The organism is Pseudomonas sp. Y3 TE3536, from assembly GCF_053629175.1.
Map to the genome: position 1 here is coordinate 5,949,280 of NZ_JBRJHU010000001.1, position 19,938 is coordinate 5,969,217.

Genomic DNA, 19,938 nt, shown 5'->3' on the forward strand with positions numbered 1-19,938 from the left:
AAAGCCCCGGCGGATGCCGAGGCTTATGGAAGATTTAACTTGTCGAGCTAATATCGAAACATCTAGGCAGCTTTGGTCCTTCGCCGCCTAAAGGTCTTCGAAGATACCGTCACTTTTGTACCCAAACTTTTTGATCTGTATCCCGCTGTCGCGTAGACGCAAAAGGCAGAGTCGAAGGGTGGCGCGTTCTACTCCAACTTCATGCCGTACCGACTCCAGATATTCACGATTGCGAGGAGTATTCCAGTAGCGGCATAGATCCACTGCCGATCGCTCGTTAGCCGTCATGAAGTACCAGCAAGCGTCGGTCGGGACATCAACGTGCCACCCCTCGTCATAGTGCTCTTTCAAATAAGGCCCTAAGAACCTGACCCTAAGCACAGGAGCCTGTCCTTCATCGACCGCAGGTATAGGAGTGACGACAGGTACATGTCTGCCCGGGAGATGAACCAGCTTCTGTTCGAGCAGACGTTGAATGCTTTCAATCTGCTTATCGGTTAATGCGTCAGAGTACAAAGGTAGTGCGTGATCAAAATCTAGAGGGCTGTCACTTCCAAGCATCTCTAGCACAACCTGATGGAGCGTCTCAACTTCCAAAGCGATTTTTGAGGCCACTGTGCAAATCCTTGCGAATTGGCGCATGAGCATGCTTCGAACAGGTCAAAAATGCAAAACCCCAGCTCTATGCTGGGGGTTCACTGTGTCGCGTTGCTTGCAAGCTGGACACGCTGCTATGAAAACAGGTGTTTATCCGCGCGGAAAGCTTTTTATGCAGCCTCGCGCAACCGCTCAAGAGCGCAATCGATCCAGGCTACTCCAGTGTTGATCAGCTCGCGCGCTTTGGCTTCACCCATTTTGTGCTCGCGGGCGATCCGCAGCGCCGGCCATTTAGCACCGAAGTACAGCCAGACGAAGCCGCCCATCTGCGGGTTGCGCTTGTTCAGCCTGGCTACGGCGCCGTCTACCGCTAGGGCGAGGTCATCCGTGATCACGTATTGCTTGAGTCCTCCTTCCGCTGGAACGTGCTCCTTCATAAGCGCATACAGCGGGCACACATACTGCGGCAAGCCCATGCCGTCCATGCGCCACCAGCCCCATTGCTCGAGCATGTACGCGGTGTCACCCAGGGCCTTGTCTACGTAGGTTCGTTTTTTCATGTCCTTCCCCCTTAATCCCCGGTGTAATTGGTGCCGCCGGCGCCGAGCCGGTTGCTTCCCTGATATGTCACCTCTGGCCCGGATGCCTGAGGTTTTTTCAAGTGCTCGATCTGCCGTGTCGCGGCCTGGAGCTTCAGGCTGAGCTGGATCACCAGCTCATCCAGGGCCAGGGCCTCGCCGGTTGCAGCCACTACCCAGCCCGAGGCATTGCAGTGGTCGCATGGCAGTTCGTGAAACACACCCTTGATGACCGCTCTCCCGCGGCACAAAGGGCACTGAGCCAACTCGATCACGGCCTTCTTGAAGGCTGGGCCGTGCTTCTTCATTAATCGACCACCTTCAGCCCTTGGGCTCGCAAAGATTTCCCAGCCACCTCTCGCGCCCAAGCCGCGTCTGGGTCGCCCATCTGGACGGGGAACGGATTAGTGACGCTCAGCGCTTCACGGGATGCCCACCAGCCTTCCCTGCGGGCCTGGAAGACCGCTTCCTCGGCAGCCATCCAGCAGCCCTTGCAAGTCACGACGTAATCGCCAACTGCTTGGTCCCATTTGATGCCATCCGGAACCGGAAAGCGGCGCTCGAACTCTGCGCGGATCTTGTCGTCTTTCTTCATTTCGAATCCTCGCTTATGGTGGATACCGGAAATCCGTCGAAACCCGCACGTTCTGCGGCCCGCGAGAGAATCCATGAATCCATTGATCTATCACCGGTCAAGCCGTGAACCGACTCGAAACCTTTCTGATCAAGGTGTGCGTGCCACTTCTCCAGCGCCTCACGCTTGCGGGCCATCACGTCGGACTGGATGTACACCTTCACGTTGTGGCCCATGGCATGGTTGATCAGCAGCTCGCCCACCAGGTGGTCAACACCCAGGTCAGCCCAGCCGGTACGGGCCAGCTTGCGTAGGTCGTGGCTGGTCCATTCGCCTTGCCCCATGACCATGAACACAGCAGAGGCCTTCGCTTCACTCATAGGCTTGCCCTGTCGGCCCGGGAACAGGAACTGGCCGTCATAGCCCTGCTTGCGCTGGATCTCGCGGTAAGCCATCAGCAGTAAGCGCACCTGGTCGGTCAGTGGCAGTCGGTGCTGCACGCCGGTCTTGGTGTGCTCGGCAGGAATGAACCACTCCCGCTCGGCCAGGCTGATGTGGTTCCAGCGGGCCAGTCGGGTTTCACCCAGCCGGGTACCGTGGCACAGCATCATCAGGGCCAGTACGCCATGCTGCGGGAGGTTCGCCAGGGTGCTCTTCATGCGCGACATCAGGTCTTCAAGGTGCACACCGCGCAGCCGCGACGGCTTGACCGTGACCTTGGCCTTCGAGAAGTCGCCAAAGCGAATGCCGGCCATGGGATTGGAGCTGAGCAGGCCGAGCTTGGTGGCCTGCCGGAAGGCCAGTGCCAGCAGCTGGAACACCAGGCGCACGTAGTCGATCGACAGCGACTCTTGCAGTGGCCACATCAGTTCGCGATCGAGCAGCGCCTTGTCGATTTGGGCCAGCGGGATTTCGCCCAAGCGAGGCACCAGGTGCTGCTTGATAGCCGACGCCGCCGTACTCTTGCGCTTGCCCGACAGGTTGCGGTCACGGGACATGCGCTCAGCGAACCAGGACAGCAGCTCACCAGTCAGCACCCAGCTCGATAAGCTCGACCCTTCACCAGCCTCCAGTCGCAGACGGATATCCGGCAGCGCCGCGGCCACCTTGGCGGCGCTCAGTTCTGGGTACGAGCCGATCAGGTTCCACTTACCCTTGTGGATCAGGTACCAGGACCCGCGCTCCCGGGAACGGTGGAACCGAAAATAGAGGCCGTGATTGCCCAGGGCACGCAGGTCGCGCACCTGACCGGCGGCCTGCCGGCGAATCTCTGCATCGCTGATTTTCACAGCGGCGGTGTTGGTCATGCTGCAACCTCCGTTTTAGGCAGGGCCAGGTACGCCCTCAGGCACTCCATGGCGTCGAAATGCCCCTGACACACAACGGCCAGGTAGCCTTGGTCGTTCAGCCGGCGAATGCACGCTTGCTGGCTGGAGGAGACAGGCGCCGGGTCAACGGTCGCCTTGAATTCGATGTACAGACCGAAGTACCCGCCACGGGCCATGGTCAGCACCAGGTCGGGGATGCCGGCCTTCACGCCCTGGGCCTTGAGTTTCAGCGCCACGCCCTTGTGCCGGTGACCGCCGTTCGGGACGTGGTAGATCAGCTCGAACACCTCGGGATAGCGCAGCTGGATCTCTTCGAGCAGGGCAGCCTGTTCCTGCCCTTCCCTGTCCACGGGCTTGGCGCGGGAAACCTTGGACTTGTACGGGCGAAGGGCGGGAGCATTCATGCGACCAGAACCCCCTCGCTGATCAGTTGAGCCTGCGTCCGCATCACGCCTTCGGCGTGGTACTGGCGGGCAGTGCTACGGTCGATTTGCCGGCTACGGCCGTCACAGGCGTCATGGCAGGCGCTGCAGGCCCAGGCGCCCTGCAGGTCGTTCGGCTTGCGACCCACGCCGCAGGTTCCGGCCATGCGGTAGTGCGCCAGAACGGTGGTTTCCGGGTTGCCGTTGCACACACCCGGGATGCGCACTTGGCACTCCCGGCCACGGGCGGCCTTGGTCAGTTTTGTTTGGCGCACAAGATCGCCTCCTTGCAGGTTTATTTATCGGCGCCCCGCCAAGCGGGCACGCATGGCGGCTAGGGCAGAGTTTCCGACTTGCGGGGTGCTGCGTGCGGCAACCTCTGCGGGAAGGGCTAGTGGCATCTTCTGCAGCGGCTCCCCAGCCATCAGCCGACGAACCGCAATGCTGTAGTTGCGCTCGAACAGCTTCGAACTGGCATCGGACGGCAGCTTGTTAAGGTTCTCAAAGCCGCATTCTTTGGCCGCGTGCCATACCGCGTCGTGACTCCACTTGCCCCTGCCAGCCATAGCAGGATGTGCATTGCGAGTTGCCTCGCGGAAAGCGGCCGCCAATGCTGGGAGGCCGAGCATTTCGGGCGACGGCTGGCACCACTGGATGAACTCACCGGGTGGCGGAATGAACGCTGCACCCGACTGGCGGCAGCGCATCAACCCAAACTGCAACTGCTCGGGATTGCAGATGCCGGCCTCAAGAAAAGCGGTCAGCCATTGCTGTTTGGACGCGTCGTATGTGGCCTGGTCTGGCCAAGCCTGCTTCCAGGCGGTGCAGATCGATCGTAGATCGCGGAACAGATCGTTGATCACCTTCGCTGTCTTCCGGCTGAGTTCTGCCTTCACGTCATCGGGCAGCTCGTATCCAGCAGGGACGTGCTGGCCGGATTGAACCTTGGCCCACAGGCCATGAGTTACAACTGCGACTGGGTTCACTGGGCGCTTCCTTGCTCGATCCACGACGTATCACTGTCGTCGAGCTGCAGACCACCAGGCCCCACCCTCAGAGGAACGACCTTCGCTGCATTCGCAATATCGCGCTTTCTCCAGCCGACCAGATCGGCGATCCACTGGCTCTCGGTTTTTGCCAGCCCCTTCGCGTCGTGATGGACGACAAAGCCCGAAATGGCCTTTTCCGAGAACTCCTCGATGGCCACCCCTGAGCGCTTGGCGTAAGCCTCAAGCTGAGCCTGGTCAGGAATCCATTCGAGGAACATCGCGAACGGCTCACGCGGAGAGTGTGTATTACTTCCCTTCCCTTCCCTTCCGGGGGTGAGGCCTCGGTCACCGCTAGGCGAGCCTTCCCCGACTCCTCGGCGAGTGCTCGGAGATGGCTCAACGAATTCAGGGTGCTTTACCGTAGGCCTGTCGATCTTTTGGTGGTGCCATCCGTTGACGTGGAGGTACTGCTTCGATGCTGCCTCGTAGATGGTGATCAGTCGGTTCGATACCAGCTCAGCGAGCAGCCCTTCCACCGCTAACGCGGTGATGTCGTCGCCAGGGAAAACGAGAGCTTTGATGGTCTTGGGGGACATCGGATGGTTGCCTGCGTCGTCGCAGAAGTTCCAGATCCCGATGAACAGGAGTCGAGCCATCCCCGAGCACTCCATGACCTGCTCACTGGTCCAGAACTCAGGCTTGATGGTGCGGATACGTGCCATTACGAACGCCCTCCATGACTGACAGCCTGACGCGTCAGATTTGGCGAGATGCCAAAAACTGACGTGGAATGCGTGGTATTGCCTGCATCGGCCATGCGGTGCATAATCGACCTCGATTAACTGCTGTTGAAGAAGCCGGGCTGCCACCCGGTTTTTTTATGCCTGCGATTCAGGTACTGGATGGATCAGCAGGTGTTTCGGTCATCTACTGGCGAAAGGCCTTCAGATGCACAATGCTCATCACAAGGCGGCCGTATCCTCCGAGGGATAAAGATCTGGCCTCAGCTGATGGCGAGTCACCTGACCGCCAACTGCCTTCTCAAACGGGATCACCAGATCTGCCGGGACCTTCTGGTTCCGGTGTACGCACTGCCAAATACGCGGTTGGCTCGTGTTACATCTTCGGGCCAGCTCTGCTTGGCCGCCGGCCAATCGAACGACCTCGTCAATTGGTCTTTCTGTGTTCGGCATGTCTGCGTGCCTCAATGGATCGTGCACTCGATGATAACTCAAGTTATAGATAAGGCAAACACATGTTATTTGATGAGTAATAACGTGTGTTTTACCCTTGCGGACATGAACAAACCTGCCGAAATGCTCAAAGACCGAATCCTTGAACGCCGGACAGCCCTTGGCCTCAGCCAAGCCCAGCTGGCCGAGAAGTCGGGGGTAAGCCAGGTCACGATTCAGCACCTCGAAAGTGGCCGTAACTCGACTTCTAAAAAATTGCTCGAGATTGCCCGGGCGCTTGGGGTTACAGCTGAATGGCTGGCGACTGGGAAAGGGACTACTCACGAAGCCAGCAACGTTCGAGTGCTCGGGGAGCAGCCTGAATCTTTTCGATATCCAGTGATCAGCTGGGTGGCGGCCGGGGCCTGGGCAGAGGCAGTCGAGCCGTTTCCGCCCGGATATTCCGATCGCTACGAGATGTCTGATTACGACTCCAAGGGGGCCGCATTCTGGCTGGAGGTAAAAGGGGACTCGATGACCTCACCGGTTGGAATAAGCATCCCAGAAGGCATGCTCATCCTGGTTGATACGGAAGCCGAGGCCACACCCGGCAAGCTGGTAATTGCCAAGCTGGCAGACAGTAATGAGGCGACCTTCAAGAAACTAGTTGAGGATGGAGGCAGACGGTTTCTGAAGCCACTCAACCCTGCTTACCCAATGGAAATGTGCATGGAAGGTTGTCGTATCGTAGGGGTGGTGGTGCGAGCCACAATCAAGCTCTAATCGCCTCTCCTCGTAGAAGCCCGGCGCGTGTCGGGCTTTTTTTCGCCTGCGTGAATTCACCGCCGGTAAAAATTCCTGCACAAGGTATTGAAAACTCCGAGCGCAACGGATAACTGTATATACGTACAGCAAAAGGAGTTCTCAGACCATGCTTCAACTTGCCTTCTCGCATTCCCCCTCCCTCTCCTATGAGCGGCTCGGCCACCGCATTCAACAAGCAATCGCCTCGCCGCACGTGCAGAAAAGGCAATTTGTCGAGGTGCGGCCCAACCAGGACGAGTCCACATCAGACTGGCGGCGATTGATCGCTGACCTGGAAGAGACGACAGGCATCAAGGTCGAGACCCTGGAGTCAGGCTTGATCCGTATTGGTTGGCGCGAATTCACTGAAGCATGAGTATCTGCCCGCGTATCGCGGGCTTTTTTTTGGTCGGATTTATAACTTGAGTTATTGACATGGTGAAAACCTGAGTTATTATTCAGCCCATAACACAGGTTATAGGCAGCCAAGGCAGCCTCCGCTCTTTACACAACCAGACGTGACCACCTCGACGCACCCAGGCCATTACCTGGGTCGGGACAAGCTAAGTCGTCGACCACGCAGCCTCTGGATAGCTGCCGGACTCCCCCATGGGAGGACGCCAAACCATGCGAGCCACCTGATGCGTAGCCAGTAGCTGCAGCAGGCAGTGGTGGGGAAACCCGGCGACGAGCATGGAGCGGATCAAAAACCATAGGAGGAACGTGCCAATGAAGCATTAAGACCAGCCGACAAAACGGGTCGGCAATCCGCGCATACGTGCCCCTACTCAGCCGGCCAACGGGCTGCACTCAAGCGCGGAGCAACATGATCCCCAGCGACCACCGCCGTATTCAGATTGAAGGCGATGCGAGGGAAGCCCAAGGCCAACGCAATGAGCGCATAGCTGCCATCTGAGGCGGTGACGCCAGACGATTCCCCGGTGCGCCTCAAGTGGGGCGCATCAGGGGGAATCCACTGGAGCAATTAGCGATGACCACGATTATCCAAGACCGCTTCGATAGCGGCGCCCAAGTGAGCCTGGAGATGGATAAGAACGAAGGAGAGCTGTTCGTCTTCCACTGCCCGGCAGGTCAAGGATGCAAGGTCAGTAAATGGCCTCTGGATAGCTATCACATGCCGATCGCGATGGCTCATTACGAGAAATGCATGGAGCTTGAGCGCGCCGTCTTCGAAGACTGCTCCACGTCAGCCTGACAAAAACTGCCCGATCCACCTGGTTCCCCATCACCAGGCTGCATCGGTGTGTGATCTGAATGCGCAGGCTGATGCGCGCCGGGCGTACCCGTTCCCTGAACTACGGGCAAGCCGGAAGAGTGCAGTACCGGCCAGATCACACACCCATGAAGCCATTAAGGCGCACCATCGTGCGCTTTACAGTTCGTAACACTCACCTCCATGCACATTAAGTCGGCTGAATTGGTCGTGACGTTCGCCCTCCCCTGGTCCGGGAGGTACGCGGCAGCGAGCGTCACGACCAATGCAGCCCACCGAGGACACTTCATGGAAACGATCACTTGCGGCTCATGGATTGGCCAGCTCGGCAAGGCGCTGGCTCCCCGTGAGCTCGAAGCATTGCTGTGGGTGGCCCAAGGCCTCACCACTAAAGAAATCGCCCGGGAAATGGCAGTCAGCCCGGGCACCGTGGCCAACCGCATCGAGGCCGCGCTCTTCAAGCTTGAGGCTGGCCGCCGCATAGAGGCGGTCACCAAGGCTATGCGGCAGCAGATCATCAGCCCGATCTGCATCGCCCTGGCAGCCCTCATCACCATGCACGCGGTGATCGACGACAGCGACCCCATGCGCCGTGACCGCCGCGCGCCGGAGCGCCGCACCGCCCAAGTCCGAATCGTTCGAAAGGCCGAAGCCTTCGAATACCACGCCTGACCCCACCGAGGATCACCCATGCAGACAGCAATGCACCCTGCTTTCGAGCAGAAGCTTGCCGTGCTCGCGGCCCTGCTCGAGCGCAGCAAGTCAGTGAGGGCCGAGGCCCATGCCAAGGTCAGCCAGGGCGCACCGCGCTACCAGGCATCTGGTAACGGCACGACCTGGGATGTGGTGGAGATCGCCACCGGAGCCAAACACGGCTTCGCCTACAGCTACCGGGCGGCTCTGCGGTTTGTGGATGCAATGGAGGCAGGCGCGGCGAGCAAGCAAGGCGGCATGCAATGAGCAAGCGCAAGCCACACAACATGCGCGCCCGGCTGGAGCGAACTTGCAGGGCATTGGTCTCGGCCAACCACGCCGCCGTGGTGAACATCGACCCCAGCGGCCAGCAGGTGCTGGTCAACTGGAAGAACCTCAAGCAGATCTGCGTGCGCCAGGTGGTTGATGCCGTGTGCGACATCCCGCACCGCTGGACCATCTACTTGAGCGTGCTGTGCCGAACGGAGTTTGGCGAGCGGTATCACAAGTCAATCGAGGTCGCGCCGCAGGGCAACTACCGGGCCGAGCACCTGACCGACGTAATCGAGGCCACCTACACCGACCTGCGGGCCACGGCCAACCCTAAGCACCTGGTCGCGGCCGGCTGGATCGCCATTCCAACCGACACAACGCTCGACGAAGCAGAGGCCGCAAAGATCTTTGCCGCTGTCGGGGCTTGGAATCAGCAGAAAGCAGCATGAACCGAACCACCGCACGCGCCCGACACGGCCGGCGCCAGCAACACATCAATCTGCCGCCCAGCGGCATCGTTCATCAGGAGACACAGCAATGTCCAAGCCCACTGACACCACCGAGTTCCTGCAGGAGCTCAATGGTGGCGCCTTCGCCAGCCAGATTGGCCACGCCCTCTCCGAGGTAGCCGCGGGCGTTGTCGATCACGGCAAAGCCGGAAAGATCACCATCACCTTGGATTTCAGCCAGATCGGCGACTCCCACCAGGTGAAGATCAAGCACAAGCTCGACTACAAGGTGCCTACCAAGCGCGGCACGCGCAGCGAGAACACCAGCCTCGACACGCCGATGTACGTCGGTACCGGCGGCAACATCTCTCTGTTCCCCGAAAAACACGACCAGCTCTTCACCCGTGACGAAGCACCTGTACACCCACGCTCGTAACTCACAGCACCTACAAGGAAAAGCGCATGTCCCTCAGCAAAGAAGCTCTCGAACTGATCCAAGAAAACGCCGTCGCTGCAGCTGGCATCAAGCTGCCTGCCCTCGGCCAAGTGGCCGTCCTCCCGCAGAACTTCAATGTGGTTGACCTGGAGCGCTTCCAGGCCGGCCGCAACCGCTTCCGTGGTACCTACGCCACCCACTCGCTGGCTGACTACAGCGCATACGTTGTCGAGCGCTCGGCGCCAGCGGCGCGCGGCTTCATCGATCAGGACAACATGAGCTGCATCGTGCTGTTCAACATCGGCACCGCCGAAGAGCCAGGCCATGCCGATGACCGCGCCGTGCTGCGCCTCAAGGCTTCCGCTGCGTTCGCCGCCGTCCAGGCAGTATGCGGCCAGAGCCTGGTGCAAAAAGCCATGAGCGACTGGATCGAAGACTGGAACCAGCACCTGGCGGCCACCGATGAAAATGGCCAGACCATGAGCATCGCCAAAGCGATCGCCGCAGTTCGCACCATCACCGTGAAGGCATCGTCCGAGAGCGATCACGCCGTCGATGAGACCCGCGCCAGCCGCAGCACCATGGACCAGATCGAGGCGAGCAGCAAAGAAACCCTGCCGGCCTGGCTGGACTTCAAAGTTATTCCGTTCGAAGGCCTGGGTGAGCAAGTGATTCGCCTGCGCGTTTCCGTCATCACCGGCGGATCGCAACCAGTGCTGAAACTGCGCTGGATTGGTGAAGAAGCCCAGCGCGAAGCCATCGCCCAAGAGTTCAAGGCCGTTCTCGACGACAAGGTCTGTACCGCCGCGAAACTGTCCCTGGGCACCTTCGACGCGAAATAACCATCGAATCCGCGCCCCTAGGGAGTACTTTGGGGCGCGGAGAGTGGCTATACGACTGCTACTTGTTTTCGATCAGCTTGTGAGCAAGCTCAGTACTTGCGCGGTGGGCCTCATCTTTGGTCTTCCAGCAATTGTCGTGGTCTTTTCTGGAGCGCAGGCCGTCGACTTCAATTTCAGTCACATAACCATTCGGGTATTTGAAAAACCTGATTGTGAATCCAACCCCTTTGTGTGAGCTTCTTGACGAAGACTCAATCGTCCCGATATCCCCGAGCATCTCTTATCTCTCCTGTTACCGGCCCATCGCCGGTACGACCTGATACCTCATCCAACACCAAATTGCCACCATGCCGCATCCGGCCACGGAGGGCGGCGCATGCCCAGGAGAAACACCATGCAACTCGACATCAACATCGAAGGGATCGTAGCCGAGTCGGTAGCCGCTGCGCTGAGCCCTGAAAAGCTGCAGCCGATCATCCAGAGCAACGTTGAAGACACGGTGAAGCGCGCCGTCGAATCTCAGTTCAACTACCGCTCGAAGTTCAAGGAGCTGCTCGAGGAGAAGCTGGCAGGCGTAATGCCGACCGATATCGAGGACGTTGGCCGCTTCGGCGACCTGGTAGTGAAGACAGTTTCGGGCATGCTGGGCGACATGCAGAACCAGGCGGTGAAACAGGCCATCCAAGAACGCTTGGCCGAGATGATCAAGCCTCTCCCGCAAAGCATCACCTTGACGGAGCTGCTCAACCAGATCACGAAAGGCCTTGGTGGGCGCGACGAAAGCCGCGGCGAGGATCGCCCCACCATCATCGTCGAAACCACAGAGGGCATTTGCGCCGGTTACTGGCACCTGTATGTGGATGCCGAGGAGCGCACGTCGAAATACGCGTGCGCCATCCAGATGGACTTCAACAAAGAAGGCCAGTGCTACAGCCTCAAGATCAACGATTACGACCCGTCGAAAACTCTCTTCCTCGGCGCCAAGTTTGGCCTCGACGCTCTACTGCTGAACCTCTACACCAGCGGCGTGAAGGTCCAGTACCAGGAAGTCGACGCTTACGACTTCCACTACGGCCACGACGACTGACTCTCCGGTTCTGCCCGCCAGCGCCTCTCATTGAACGGCTATCCCGGTACGCGACGTATACAGACTCCTACACTAATTTCCGTTACGTCGATGTAATATTTTCGGCAGTAATTTTATAACCTCCGATGAGCTTTGGTTTTCAATTTTATGCTTCTCTAGTTCTATCGTAGTCTGCCCTTTAGATAGTACGTGATTTCTCTCTACGGCTAGCAGCGCTTTACTAGCTTCGCGAACAGATTCCTCGTCATCTGAAACAACTGCTGAAACCAAACCCAGATACTTAGCCTCTAGATTAGTAAGCTCATTCTGGAAGAACTTAATCTCTGAAAAACCTGCCTTATACAGCCTCAAAAAAAATAGTGAAAAAACTTGAACAAAAATCGCTAGCGACAATTTTGGCAAAAACATTATTGCCAGCACAACGATATCGAAATTCTTGTCTGGTACTAAAACCCTATATGCATCTGGGCCTATTGTATTAAGGGCTAATGACATCAAAATCCCCAATGCGCCGGCAGTTGTAACAACACCAAATACCAAATTCACCGTCCCTCGACGACCTAGAGCTTCGACCTCCGACACAAGTCGAGCCCTAGCCAAATCATATGCTTCACGGATAGGAGTCAGTGCTCTTTCAATTCCGGCCGCTCTACTAACCTGATCCTCCAGCTGCCCCAAAAGATCAGCATGCGCCTTACTCTTTATGAGATCGGCCATTTCGCCTACAAAATCGTCTCGACTTGAAGCATGTTGCCCTGCGAAAGCAGTCGCCAATGAATTCACATGAAACTCAAGCTCATTGATTCTCCCCTCAAAGCTACTCTTCACATCGGGAGCTAAAGCTCTAGGGGCTTGTTTTTTTGGAAACCGCCAAAACGAATCGCCTTGAACATAAAAATAAAGAGTAAACCCAAGTGCAAAAAGCAACAAAGAATATGAAGCCAACAACGAGTATTCATCTGGAAACTGGATTATTCCCAAAAACCGATCATAGCGCGCTGCAGCAGAAACATAAAACATGCCCGCAACAAACAAGCTAGTTAAAAAGACAACTTGATTCCTCCGCCGCCTTTTTGCGAAGTATTGATCAGTTTCTCTTCTTTTACGCTCTAGCTTGAGCGCTTCTAATTCCGATGATTCCCGAATGTCCATACATCCTCCTAATCTATCGACCGGAGAATACATGATAGCGATGCGCTATGGCAGCGTCTGCAGCGGCATTGAAGCTGCGACCGAGGCCTGGCATCCGCTGGGCTGGACTGCCGACTGGTACGCCGAGATCGAGCCATTCCCCTGCGCGGTATTGGCCTATCGGTACCCGAATACGCCGAACCACGGCGACATGACCCGCCTGGCAGCCATGGTGCTGTCCGGCAAGATCCCGGCGCCCGAGGTGCTGGTCGGCGGCACACCTTGCCAAGCCTTCAGCGTGGCCGGCATGCGCGAAGGCCTGGCCGATCCCCGCGGCGCGCTCACCATCAAATACGTGGAGCTGCTCGATGCAATTGACCATGTTCGAACAAAGCGCGGCGAGCCCGAGGCCGTCTGCCTCTGGGAAAACGTCCCCGGCGTCCTCTCCGACAAAGGCAACGCGTTTGGCTGCTTCCTCGGCGCCCTGGTGGGCGAATCCGAAGAACTCCAACCGCCAGGGGGCAAATGGAAGGACGCTGGTTGTGTGTATGGACCCACGCGAACAGTCGCATGGCGGGTTCTGGATGCCCAATATTTCGGCCTGGCCCAACGACGCCGCCGTGTGTTCGTTGTCGCAAGTGCTCGAACAGGGTTCGATCCCCTCGAAGTACTTTTTGAGCGAGAAGGCCCTCGCCGGGATAGCCCGCCGGGACGGCCGGAGAAGTTCGCACTTCATCCTACTCTCACGGCTCAAGGGGGAGGCGCTCTCGATGACCGAGAGGCATATGTACTGGAGTCCGGAGGCGTGCGCAGAACCACACCAGTCGAATGGGAGCGATGCCAAGGATTTCCGGACAATTACACCGCAATACCTTGGAACGGCTATAGCGCGCTAGACTGCCCAGCCGCCCACAGATACAAAGCTTTGGGCAACAGTAAACCAGTTGCAATTGTGCGATGGATAGGCGATAGACTGATCAAGTCTTTGACGTCAGTATCCCCATGATTACAGCCTTTATCTCATCATAATTTTGCAGACCTTCACGCATATAGGAATGCACTGCTGAATGGCAATTCGAACATAACAGGGCAAGGTCTTCCAGCGTCACTGCTACTTCTGACGCTAGATTTGATACTGGAATCTTATGGTGAGCCTCGATGTACGGGATGCCGTATTTTTCCTGAAAATCTTCTTGGCATATTTCGCACAAGCACGAGCCATTTGCCTTCAGCAGTTTCACCACTTGAGCATTGCGTTCAGACACCAAGTGGTTAACAAATTTTTTGCCACCCTCCAAAAAGCTTTGGGTAGGTTTATCGATAAAATCTGACGCAGGGGCGCGACGTCCAAGCACCACATACTCGTCCGCACATTCATTCACTCCGAAAACCCCTTCAAATATCCAATTAGTTTTCTGCTCACTATACAAAAGTACCGGATAGCCAAAATCTGGCTGATTGAGCAAAGCACGATTGGCTTTTTCTGCTAGAGATATAACACCCTTGCGCGCTTTCAACGAGTAGCGATATAGCTCCCTTCCTGCACCGATCCATCCGTCATGCTTATAACTACCAGAACGAACCTTGACCAACACGCCACCAAGCGCAGGAATCTCACCTACCCAATTAATACCTTGCTGAGGGGTATTATTAATTATCGAAGACTCTCCGGACCAGTGGGCGGATCCGGGCACTTTGGAGAACTGAATCAAATCAAAGAGCGACCTTTTCGAGATCTCAGTTCCATCTGGCATATTTAACAAATCGGTAAAATTCACTTTGCTATTGCCCTCCTATGGCGATATTGCCTAGCCGAAAAATTAGTCTTTAAAAATGCGCACTGTCACCCTGCGCTTGTCCCACAACGCTACCTAAAATCATGGCCCAAAGCCAGCACCCACAGGTCTCCCCATGCCCGCAGAAAAGCGATTCAGCAACACCGACCCACGCGATGTGTTCATCAGGCTCAACCCGCTCGGCCTGGGCGAGGCTGAGCTGCGCAAGGAAAGCACCGGCTTCGAAGACCCGCGCACCCACAGCGACTACCTGCTGTTCCTGGCTGGCTACCGCAAAACGCATCCAGAACCGCAGCCCCACCCCGAGCCTATAGCCTGGATGGTTGGTACTGCCATCTGGTGGACCAAAGAAGAGGCAGAGAGGGATGCGGCGGCGACCGGGTTACCAATGATTCCGTTCGGACCACTCACTGGCGAAGTCGAACAGCACCCAGGCGAGCCCGTGGTGCTGCCGGTCTGCAAGGCCAAGCTGAGCATGGGCCACGACTGGGATCAGGGCTACGCAGATGGATGGCGCACATGCCTCGATGAAATCGGCAAGCTCGGGCCGCTCTACACCCGCGCCGACCATGGCGAGGTTGAGAGGGCGCGGGAGAGCCATCGCCTTCATGCAGCTCGTTTAATTGATGAACGCGGGCGGTTTCGCGCCCAGCTGGCTGAGCAGACTGCGTTGCTGCGTGAAATAGCCGACCATTGCAACGGGTGCGTCATGCCTACTGAACAGTTGCTACGCGAATGGGGATCGAGCATAGACGCCGCCCTATCCGCCAGCGCAGAGCTGAGCGCTCCTACCTGGTCGTGCCAGCCCTGCAAGATTGAACATCCGACTGATCGACCCTGCGATGCGTGCGGCGGCGCGACGGAGCTAAAAATCTAGCAATCCTGACTGGAGCACATTTGTACTCCACCCAGCTCTAACCCCTCTCCCCTCTATTTCGAGCAGGCCGCAATCTTTTCCGTTGCAGCCAGACCTTCAGTGGCAATCCGGCGGGCACGCCCTACACCCCAGGCCAATGCCCTGGTCATCGATTCGCCTGGGCGGGAGTCGAAAGCTTCCTCGTGGATCGCAGCGCCAGAAGCCGCATAGACGCCGATGAACATCTGCGTGTTGCCCGTGCGAGACAGCCGGACCTGCACATCGATAAACGTGCCGTCATCGAGAGTTTCGTCATGGTCCCGGTGGTGCAGGGTTGGGTCCGACCACTGCCAATAAACGTCGCCGCGCATGCGCATGCCGCCTCCTAGGACTGATGTCTTTTTGTTTAGGGCCAAAGACCACCATAGCGAAGCGGTACCAGTGCACAACCGGTAAAGGCCGAACTGTGAGCTGAATCGGACCACCGGCCGAATAACCTCTACAAAATCAATATATTGTACAACTAACTGCCGCGATATGGCGGCCAAGGAACGACCATGCCTGCAAAACAGTATCCACTGGAGGTGCAAAGCGTCGGCAGCGACACCTACATCGCAATGAGCAAGGGCCATCACGACCTCGATGTGTTCATGGCTGAAGCCGTGAAGAAATGCCCAGGCTGGTTCCTGGGCGGCCCGCAGCACAAATGGTGTAAGACGGTGCCGGACCGATCGGGCGAGTTTGCGCACCGATACGTATTCGTCGAGGAAGGCACGCCAGGCGCATGGCCGGCGACCTACTGCTGGGAGTTCGGCGAGGACTACAAGCGCTACAACGCTGAGGTGCAGCCATGAAGCTCACTGAGCGCCAGCAAGATGTTCTCGAAACCCTGCGAGATATCGGCCAGGGCAACGCTGTCCGTTACCGCAGCAAGACGCCCCACCTCTACCAGCAGGACTGCGAGAAGCTTCTGAAGGGGGACGAGGCGTGTGTGTTTGGCCTTGGCGGCCTGACTTGGCAGGTAGGCGAGCGACTGGGGATTGCTGCGGCGGCGGTGCTCGCCACCTTCAAAGCCCTGGAGAAGAAGGGCCTGATCATTCGCGAGACTTACAACCCGCGCTATCAGCGCCCGCTCTACTGGTGGCCCGTAGGCCTAGCCAAGGCGCTGGCAGACGAGCACATGCCTAGTGTGGAGGTGAACAGATGACCCGCCTTGCCCTCTGCCTCCTGCTGCTGGCCACCGGCGCCAGCGCAACCGAGAACGTCATCGACGTGCAGCACGACAGCCAGCGCGGCGTCACCTGCTACCTGCTCAATGGGGTCGGCATCAGCTGCATCCCCGACAGCCAGCTGCAGGCCGGCAACGAGCGCCAGCTCTCCCCGCACGAAACCCAACCCGAACCTACACCCGCTATGGCGCCTGGGCGCTGGATTGATGAGAGGTATCAGCTGTGAGCGAATCCATTCAGGTCATCCAAATGCGCCAGGCCTTCGAGCGCACCAACTCCCGCGACCATCGCCGCCAGCCTCCGAAGGGCAACAACTACATCGACCCGATGGCCCAGGCGGACTGGGAGTCGTTCCAGAAGGGCTGGCAGGCCTCGCGCGAGGCCGTAGTCATCCAAATGCCCGACATGAAAAGCCAGCAGTACTGGGAGCAGTTTGAGAATGTGGAAGGTGAGTCATTCGTCTTCCCGAAGTATCTCGGTCACCTCACTGCTTCGATCAAGGCTAAAGGCCTGAAGGTACTGCCATGACCGACCTGATCGAAGTGAGGGTATCGAACCTAATCGGTGCGCCGCTGGACTGGGCGGTGGCCATGGCCGAAGGCTACAAGCAGGACACCGAGAACCACCTGACGATTATCAGTCCCCGGGGCGTCTTCACCAGCGTGAGCATTCGCGGCGCATCCGAAGGCTTCGGGTTTCGACCATCCACTAACTGGGACCAGGGCGGCCCGCTGATCGACAAGCACAATGGCGGTCTGCACTACGAGGCCCACCTGGCTGATGAAGCCTTCCGATACAGCTCCGGCCCGGGAAGGTCCGGATTCTGGTGCTATGGCCCAACTGCACTAATTGCCTTCTGTCGAGGACTGGTCAAAGCCAAGCTCGGCGATACCGTCCAGGTGCCGAAGGAACTGGTCGCGTCCGCAACCCATTAATGCGGACGCCCAAGCTCGAACTACCTTACTTTCTTCAGAGGATTCTGAAGAAGAGCGGCATCAAGCATTGCTTGAACTTCGTCCCTCTCGTTCTTCCTGTGCTGGACCAGCTCCCTATCCAAAGCCGGCTCCATTTTTTTGCTACTAAGATCGGAATCGTCGTATTCCGGAAAATCCTCGAAAAAGTCCACCCAATCATTCACTTCAAGATCCCTCTAGTTATGGTGAGGGGTGGATTAAAAGCGCTATTGCAGCCAAAAGCAAAGCCGCATCCCCTAAAACTCAAGCCCGCCGACGCACCGCCAAGAAGTGCGTCGCAGCCAGCAACACCCCCGGTATAGCCAAGCCAAGGCCGCTGTATATCCATGCAGGCTGTTTTGACAGCAGACCGCCAATTACAAACCCGATACCAGTGGGTATCAGTGTGACCGCTACGTAGCCGAACGGCTTCCTGGTTTCCTTGCCCATATCACCTCTCCTTTAGAGCTCCAATTTAATCACATGAACCCGCCGACATGCGCGGGCGAGGATGACCTATGTCCGCAACAGAACGCTTCCACCACACCGCGAACGACTGCCTGGAGCGCCTGGCCGCCGACCTCTGGCCTGATGCCAAGTTGGCCCTAGTGATCTACACCGCCGGCAAGCCAGAGCTCGACATTGTGCTCAAGGACAGCGGCCTCAACGTCGACGAGGTCGTGAGCACTCTGCGTCGTCGCGGTGGCCTCAGCCTCGATGGCGAGAACATCTACAAGCGCCTGCTCTGTGACGCAATCCTCGGAGCCATGGCTTTCCGCAAGCAGAACAGCAACCCTCCGCCTGCTGGCCACTGGGGTCAGGAGTTCTGGGATGTCGGCCGCGCCGAGGGCGCTCTGCAGGAAGAGTTGGTGCAGGCGCTGCGCCTGGTGCGCAAAGAACTGGATGCCTGCCAACGAGTGATCCACTACGCCGGAGGCTTCACGCCCGCCTACGTCGACGACGCCCAGGCCGCTATCAAGGTGGCTGACGCCGTGCTCGAGAAGATCCCCGCCTGACCACCAACCTGCCGCCACCGGCGGCGTGGAGACCATTATGCAAAACGAAGATCGCCAGCCGGTGGCCTATGTATCCGACAAGGTCCCTGAGGAGAAGATGGCAGAGCTGGTCGGAACGACCAAGCGCGCATTGGAAGGTAAGCGAAGCCGCGGCGTGATCCCCGAGGGGGTCTGGAAAAAGATCGACGGCCGGATTTTTTACAGCATCAGGAGATATGAAGCGTGGCTGGAAGGAAGCTGGGGCTACCCACTGGAGTCGAACTCATCGGTAAATCCATCCGGATCCGTTTTACTTGGAACGGTGAGCGTCGGTCCGAAACTCTCGCGCATCCCCAAACCGCCAAGGGGATCAAAGCGGCAGCCGATTTACGCGCTCAAGTAATCAGCCTTGCCAAACACGGGGTACTGGACGAGAAGCGGTATGCCGAGCTATTCCCCACGTCCAGCTATCTCGCGCATGTGAATGAAATCATGTTCGGCGAGTACGCCCAGACCTGGCTAAACAGCCTGGAAGTGGTGCACGACACCCGCGTCAACTACAAGGGGTTAATGAACAACTATTGGATGCCCCATCTGGCAACGCTGCCGATCAAGGCAGTTACACCGATGGTGCTGAGGGAGGTAGTCGCAAAGACCCAGTGGAAGAGTTCGACAGTCAAACGCGCCGCTATCGCCAGGGTAAAGGCGATGTTCCGAGCAGCAGTGTATGACGAGGTGGTAGACAGGAACCCGGCTGCTGCAATCCAACTGCCTCAGAAGAACAAGAAGCAGGTGGACCCGTTCACGGTGGAAGAAGCTGATGCTCTGATCGCGTGGATGTATGCGAACTTCTCCCGATGCAACCAGGTATTCGCCGCGTTCTATGAGTTTGCCTTCTACACTGGCTTGCGCACTGGAGAGGTCATGGCGCTGCGTTGGGACGAGATTGACTTCGACAAGAGGACGGCACACGTCTGCCGGATCGTGGTGGAAAAGCAAGTGGTGGAACGAACAAAGACGAAGTACACCCGAACCGTCATGCTCAACAGTCGAGCTTTGGGCGCCCTGGCCAAGGCAAAGGAGATCGCACACTATCGTTCCAGACAGAAGCGCCGAGTCTCTACAGAGTCATCCTACGTCTTTCAGCCTTCCGGCTCATCGCCGTACATGAAGGGCACTGATACTCCCGGTGTACACTTCAATGAGGCTATCGCGGCATTGAAGCTTCCTGCGCGTCCTCAGTACAACTGCAGGCACACATATGCCACGATGTGCCTTATGTCTGGGATGAACCCTGCGTTCATCGCGGGGCAGCTTGGGCACTCGGTCCAGGTGCTGTTGACGACGTACGCGAAGTGGCTGAATTCAGCCAACGATTGGTCCGAATTGGCCAAGCTTGAACAGCAGGTAATTGGTACAGAATTGGTACAGGATTAAATTTCGTTCACGTTACGCCCTTTAGTCATAAGGCATTCGACACGGTTTAGGCCATACTCCACA

The 19,938-nt window shown here is 57.7% G+C and carries 32 protein-coding genes; 18 read left to right on the forward strand and 14 right to left on the reverse strand.

Going from position 1 to position 19,938, the window contains the following annotated elements; translation table 11 throughout:
* Positions 1-87 precede the first annotated feature (87 nt).
* From AB7M33_RS26600 to AB7M33_RS26645, 10 genes are all read right to left on the reverse strand, one after another.
* Positions 88-615 carry a hypothetical protein gene (locus AB7M33_RS26600; protein WP_454244046.1) on the reverse strand — a complete coding sequence of 176 codons (528 nt, stop codon included), beginning with the start codon at positions 613-615 and terminating at the stop codon, positions 88-90.
* 152 nt (positions 616-767) lie between these two features.
* Positions 768-1,157, reverse strand: coding sequence for an antiterminator Q family protein (locus tag AB7M33_RS26605; protein WP_454244047.1), 390 nt, complete (start codon positions 1,155-1,157; stop codon positions 768-770).
* Positions 1,158-1,168: 11 nt separating this feature from the next.
* Positions 1,169-1,483, reverse strand: coding sequence for a hypothetical protein (locus AB7M33_RS26610; RefSeq protein WP_454244048.1), 315 nt, complete (start codon positions 1,481-1,483; stop codon positions 1,169-1,171).
* Positions 1,483-1,770, reverse strand: a complete 288-nt coding sequence (locus AB7M33_RS26615) for a hypothetical protein (protein WP_454244049.1) — start codon at positions 1,768-1,770, stop codon at positions 1,483-1,485. The genes AB7M33_RS26610 and AB7M33_RS26615 overlap by 1 nt, the downstream gene beginning before the upstream one ends.
* On the reverse strand, positions 1,767-3,056 hold the full coding sequence (locus AB7M33_RS26620; protein WP_454244050.1) for a tyrosine-type recombinase/integrase: 1,290 nt from the start codon (positions 3,054-3,056) through the stop codon (positions 1,767-1,769). Before AB7M33_RS26620 ends, AB7M33_RS26615 begins: the two co-directional genes overlap by 4 nt.
* On the reverse strand, positions 3,053-3,481 hold the full coding sequence (locus AB7M33_RS26625) for a VRR-NUC domain-containing protein (RefSeq protein WP_132841309.1): 429 nt from the start codon (positions 3,479-3,481) through the stop codon (positions 3,053-3,055). The genes AB7M33_RS26620 and AB7M33_RS26625 overlap by 4 nt, the downstream gene beginning before the upstream one ends.
* On the reverse strand, positions 3,478-3,774 hold the full coding sequence (locus AB7M33_RS26630; RefSeq protein ID WP_320327680.1) for a DUF1364 domain-containing protein: 297 nt from the start codon (positions 3,772-3,774) through the stop codon (positions 3,478-3,480). Before AB7M33_RS26630 ends, AB7M33_RS26625 begins: the two co-directional genes overlap by 4 nt.
* Positions 3,775-3,798: 24 nt before the next feature.
* Positions 3,799-4,485, reverse strand: a complete 687-nt coding sequence (locus AB7M33_RS26635; RefSeq protein ID WP_454244051.1) for a replication protein P — start codon at positions 4,483-4,485, stop codon at positions 3,799-3,801.
* Positions 4,482-5,210, reverse strand: coding sequence for a DnaT-like ssDNA-binding domain-containing protein (locus AB7M33_RS26640; RefSeq protein ID WP_454244052.1), 729 nt, complete (start codon positions 5,208-5,210; stop codon positions 4,482-4,484). The genes AB7M33_RS26635 and AB7M33_RS26640 overlap by 4 nt, the downstream gene beginning before the upstream one ends.
* Positions 5,211-5,450: 240 nt before the next feature.
* Positions 5,451-5,681, reverse strand: coding sequence for a YdaS family helix-turn-helix protein (locus tag AB7M33_RS26645; protein ID WP_454244053.1), 231 nt, complete (start codon positions 5,679-5,681; stop codon positions 5,451-5,453).
* 72 nt (positions 5,682-5,753) lie between these two features.
* Here AB7M33_RS26645 and AB7M33_RS26650 point away from each other — a divergent pair, with 72 nt between their 5' ends.
* The 8 genes from AB7M33_RS26650 to AB7M33_RS26685 all read left to right on the forward strand — a co-directional run bounded on the left by AB7M33_RS26650 (position 5,754) and on the right by AB7M33_RS26685 (position 10,391).
* Complete coding sequence (locus AB7M33_RS26650; protein ID WP_454244054.1) at positions 5,754-6,443, forward strand: LexA family protein; 690 nt, start codon at positions 5,754-5,756, stop codon at positions 6,441-6,443.
* A gap of 148 nt (positions 6,444-6,591) precedes the next feature.
* On the forward strand, positions 6,592-6,840 hold the full coding sequence (locus tag AB7M33_RS26655; protein ID WP_454244055.1) for a DUF1654 domain-containing protein: 249 nt from the start codon (positions 6,592-6,594) through the stop codon (positions 6,838-6,840).
* Between the two features lie 615 nt (positions 6,841-7,455).
* Entirely contained in the window at positions 7,456-7,680 is a 225-nt protein-coding gene (locus AB7M33_RS26660; RefSeq protein ID WP_454244056.1) for a hypothetical protein, read from the forward strand.
* A gap of 306 nt (positions 7,681-7,986) precedes the next feature.
* The gene (locus AB7M33_RS26665; protein ID WP_454244057.1) at positions 7,987-8,370 is read left to right on the forward strand and encodes a response regulator transcription factor; all 384 of its coding nucleotides are present in this window, start codon (positions 7,987-7,989) and stop codon (positions 8,368-8,370) included.
* A gap of 18 nt (positions 8,371-8,388) precedes the next feature.
* Positions 8,389-8,658 (forward strand): hypothetical protein, encoded by a 270-nt coding sequence (locus AB7M33_RS26670; protein ID WP_280046379.1) that lies wholly within the window; start codon positions 8,389-8,391, stop codon positions 8,656-8,658.
* Complete coding sequence (locus tag AB7M33_RS26675) at positions 8,655-9,113, forward strand: hypothetical protein (RefSeq protein ID WP_454244058.1); 459 nt, start codon at positions 8,655-8,657, stop codon at positions 9,111-9,113. The genes AB7M33_RS26670 and AB7M33_RS26675 overlap by 4 nt, the downstream gene beginning before the upstream one ends.
* A gap of 88 nt (positions 9,114-9,201) precedes the next feature.
* Positions 9,202-9,549 carry a hypothetical protein gene (locus AB7M33_RS26680; RefSeq protein WP_014756073.1) on the forward strand — a complete coding sequence of 116 codons (348 nt, stop codon included), beginning with the start codon at positions 9,202-9,204 and terminating at the stop codon, positions 9,547-9,549.
* Positions 9,550-9,575: 26 nt separating this feature from the next.
* A complete protein-coding gene (locus AB7M33_RS26685) occupies positions 9,576-10,391 on the forward strand; it encodes a DUF2303 family protein (RefSeq protein ID WP_454244059.1) in 816 nt (271 codons plus the stop codon).
* Between the two features lie 58 nt (positions 10,392-10,449).
* On the opposite strand, the gene AB7M33_RS26690 is transcribed toward AB7M33_RS26685, so the two are convergent.
* Positions 10,450-10,668 (reverse strand): hypothetical protein, encoded by a 219-nt coding sequence (locus AB7M33_RS26690; RefSeq protein ID WP_454244060.1) that lies wholly within the window; start codon positions 10,666-10,668, stop codon positions 10,450-10,452.
* Positions 10,669-10,785: 117 nt separating this feature from the next.
* Here AB7M33_RS26690 and AB7M33_RS26695 point away from each other — a divergent pair, with 117 nt between their 5' ends.
* Positions 10,786-11,478, forward strand: coding sequence for a hypothetical protein (locus AB7M33_RS26695; RefSeq protein WP_454244061.1), 693 nt, complete (start codon positions 10,786-10,788; stop codon positions 11,476-11,478).
* 72 nt (positions 11,479-11,550) lie between these two features.
* Here the strand turns inward: AB7M33_RS26695 and AB7M33_RS26700 are convergent, their stop codons facing one another.
* Complete coding sequence (locus tag AB7M33_RS26700) at positions 11,551-12,630, reverse strand: hypothetical protein (protein ID WP_454244062.1); 1,080 nt, start codon at positions 12,628-12,630, stop codon at positions 11,551-11,553.
* Positions 12,631-12,661: 31 nt separating this feature from the next.
* Here AB7M33_RS26700 and AB7M33_RS26705 point away from each other — a divergent pair, with 31 nt between their 5' ends.
* Positions 12,662-13,615, forward strand: coding sequence for a DNA cytosine methyltransferase (locus AB7M33_RS26705; RefSeq protein ID WP_454244063.1), 954 nt, complete (start codon positions 12,662-12,664; stop codon positions 13,613-13,615).
* Here the strand turns inward: AB7M33_RS26705 and AB7M33_RS26710 are convergent.
* On the reverse strand, positions 13,587-14,387 hold the full coding sequence (locus tag AB7M33_RS26710) for an HNH endonuclease (protein WP_454244064.1): 801 nt from the start codon (positions 14,385-14,387) through the stop codon (positions 13,587-13,589). The two genes, AB7M33_RS26705 and AB7M33_RS26710, sit on opposite strands and share 29 nt — an antisense overlap.
* Before the next feature lie 133 nt (positions 14,388-14,520).
* Here AB7M33_RS26710 and AB7M33_RS26715 point away from each other — a divergent pair, with 133 nt between their 5' ends.
* Complete coding sequence (locus tag AB7M33_RS26715) at positions 14,521-15,282, forward strand: hypothetical protein (protein WP_454244065.1); 762 nt, start codon at positions 14,521-14,523, stop codon at positions 15,280-15,282.
* 53 nt (positions 15,283-15,335) lie between these two features.
* On the opposite strand, the gene AB7M33_RS26720 is transcribed toward AB7M33_RS26715, so the two are convergent.
* A complete protein-coding gene (locus tag AB7M33_RS26720) occupies positions 15,336-15,638 on the reverse strand; it encodes a hypothetical protein (protein ID WP_186702670.1) in 303 nt (100 codons plus the stop codon).
* 180 nt (positions 15,639-15,818) lie between these two features.
* On the opposite strand from AB7M33_RS26720, the gene AB7M33_RS26725 reads away from it, so the two are divergent.
* The 7 genes from AB7M33_RS26725 (at position 15,819) to AB7M33_RS26755 (ending at position 19,875) form a co-directional block, all read left to right on the forward strand.
* Positions 15,819-16,115, forward strand: coding sequence for a hypothetical protein (locus AB7M33_RS26725; protein WP_454244066.1), 297 nt, complete (start codon positions 15,819-15,821; stop codon positions 16,113-16,115).
* Entirely contained in the window at positions 16,112-16,468 is a 357-nt protein-coding gene (locus AB7M33_RS26730; RefSeq protein WP_454244067.1) for a hypothetical protein, read from the forward strand. Before AB7M33_RS26725 ends, AB7M33_RS26730 begins: the two co-directional genes overlap by 4 nt.
* Positions 16,465-16,716 (forward strand): hypothetical protein, encoded by a 252-nt coding sequence (locus tag AB7M33_RS26735; protein ID WP_454244068.1) that lies wholly within the window; start codon positions 16,465-16,467, stop codon positions 16,714-16,716. Before AB7M33_RS26730 ends, AB7M33_RS26735 begins: the two co-directional genes overlap by 4 nt.
* Entirely contained in the window at positions 16,713-17,018 is a 306-nt protein-coding gene (locus AB7M33_RS26740; RefSeq protein ID WP_454244069.1) for a hypothetical protein, read from the forward strand. The genes AB7M33_RS26735 and AB7M33_RS26740 overlap by 4 nt, the downstream gene beginning before the upstream one ends.
* On the forward strand, positions 17,015-17,425 hold the full coding sequence (locus AB7M33_RS26745) for a phage protein NinX family protein (RefSeq protein ID WP_454244070.1): 411 nt from the start codon (positions 17,015-17,017) through the stop codon (positions 17,423-17,425). The genes AB7M33_RS26740 and AB7M33_RS26745 overlap by 4 nt, the downstream gene beginning before the upstream one ends.
* 536 nt (positions 17,426-17,961) lie before the next feature.
* Positions 17,962-18,459 (forward strand): hypothetical protein, encoded by a 498-nt coding sequence (locus tag AB7M33_RS26750; RefSeq protein WP_454244071.1) that lies wholly within the window; start codon positions 17,962-17,964, stop codon positions 18,457-18,459.
* 222 nt (positions 18,460-18,681) lie between these two features.
* Positions 18,682-19,875 (forward strand): tyrosine-type recombinase/integrase, encoded by a 1,194-nt coding sequence (locus tag AB7M33_RS26755; RefSeq protein WP_454244072.1) that lies wholly within the window; start codon positions 18,682-18,684, stop codon positions 19,873-19,875.
* The last annotated feature ends 63 nt before the right edge of the window (positions 19,876-19,938 follow it).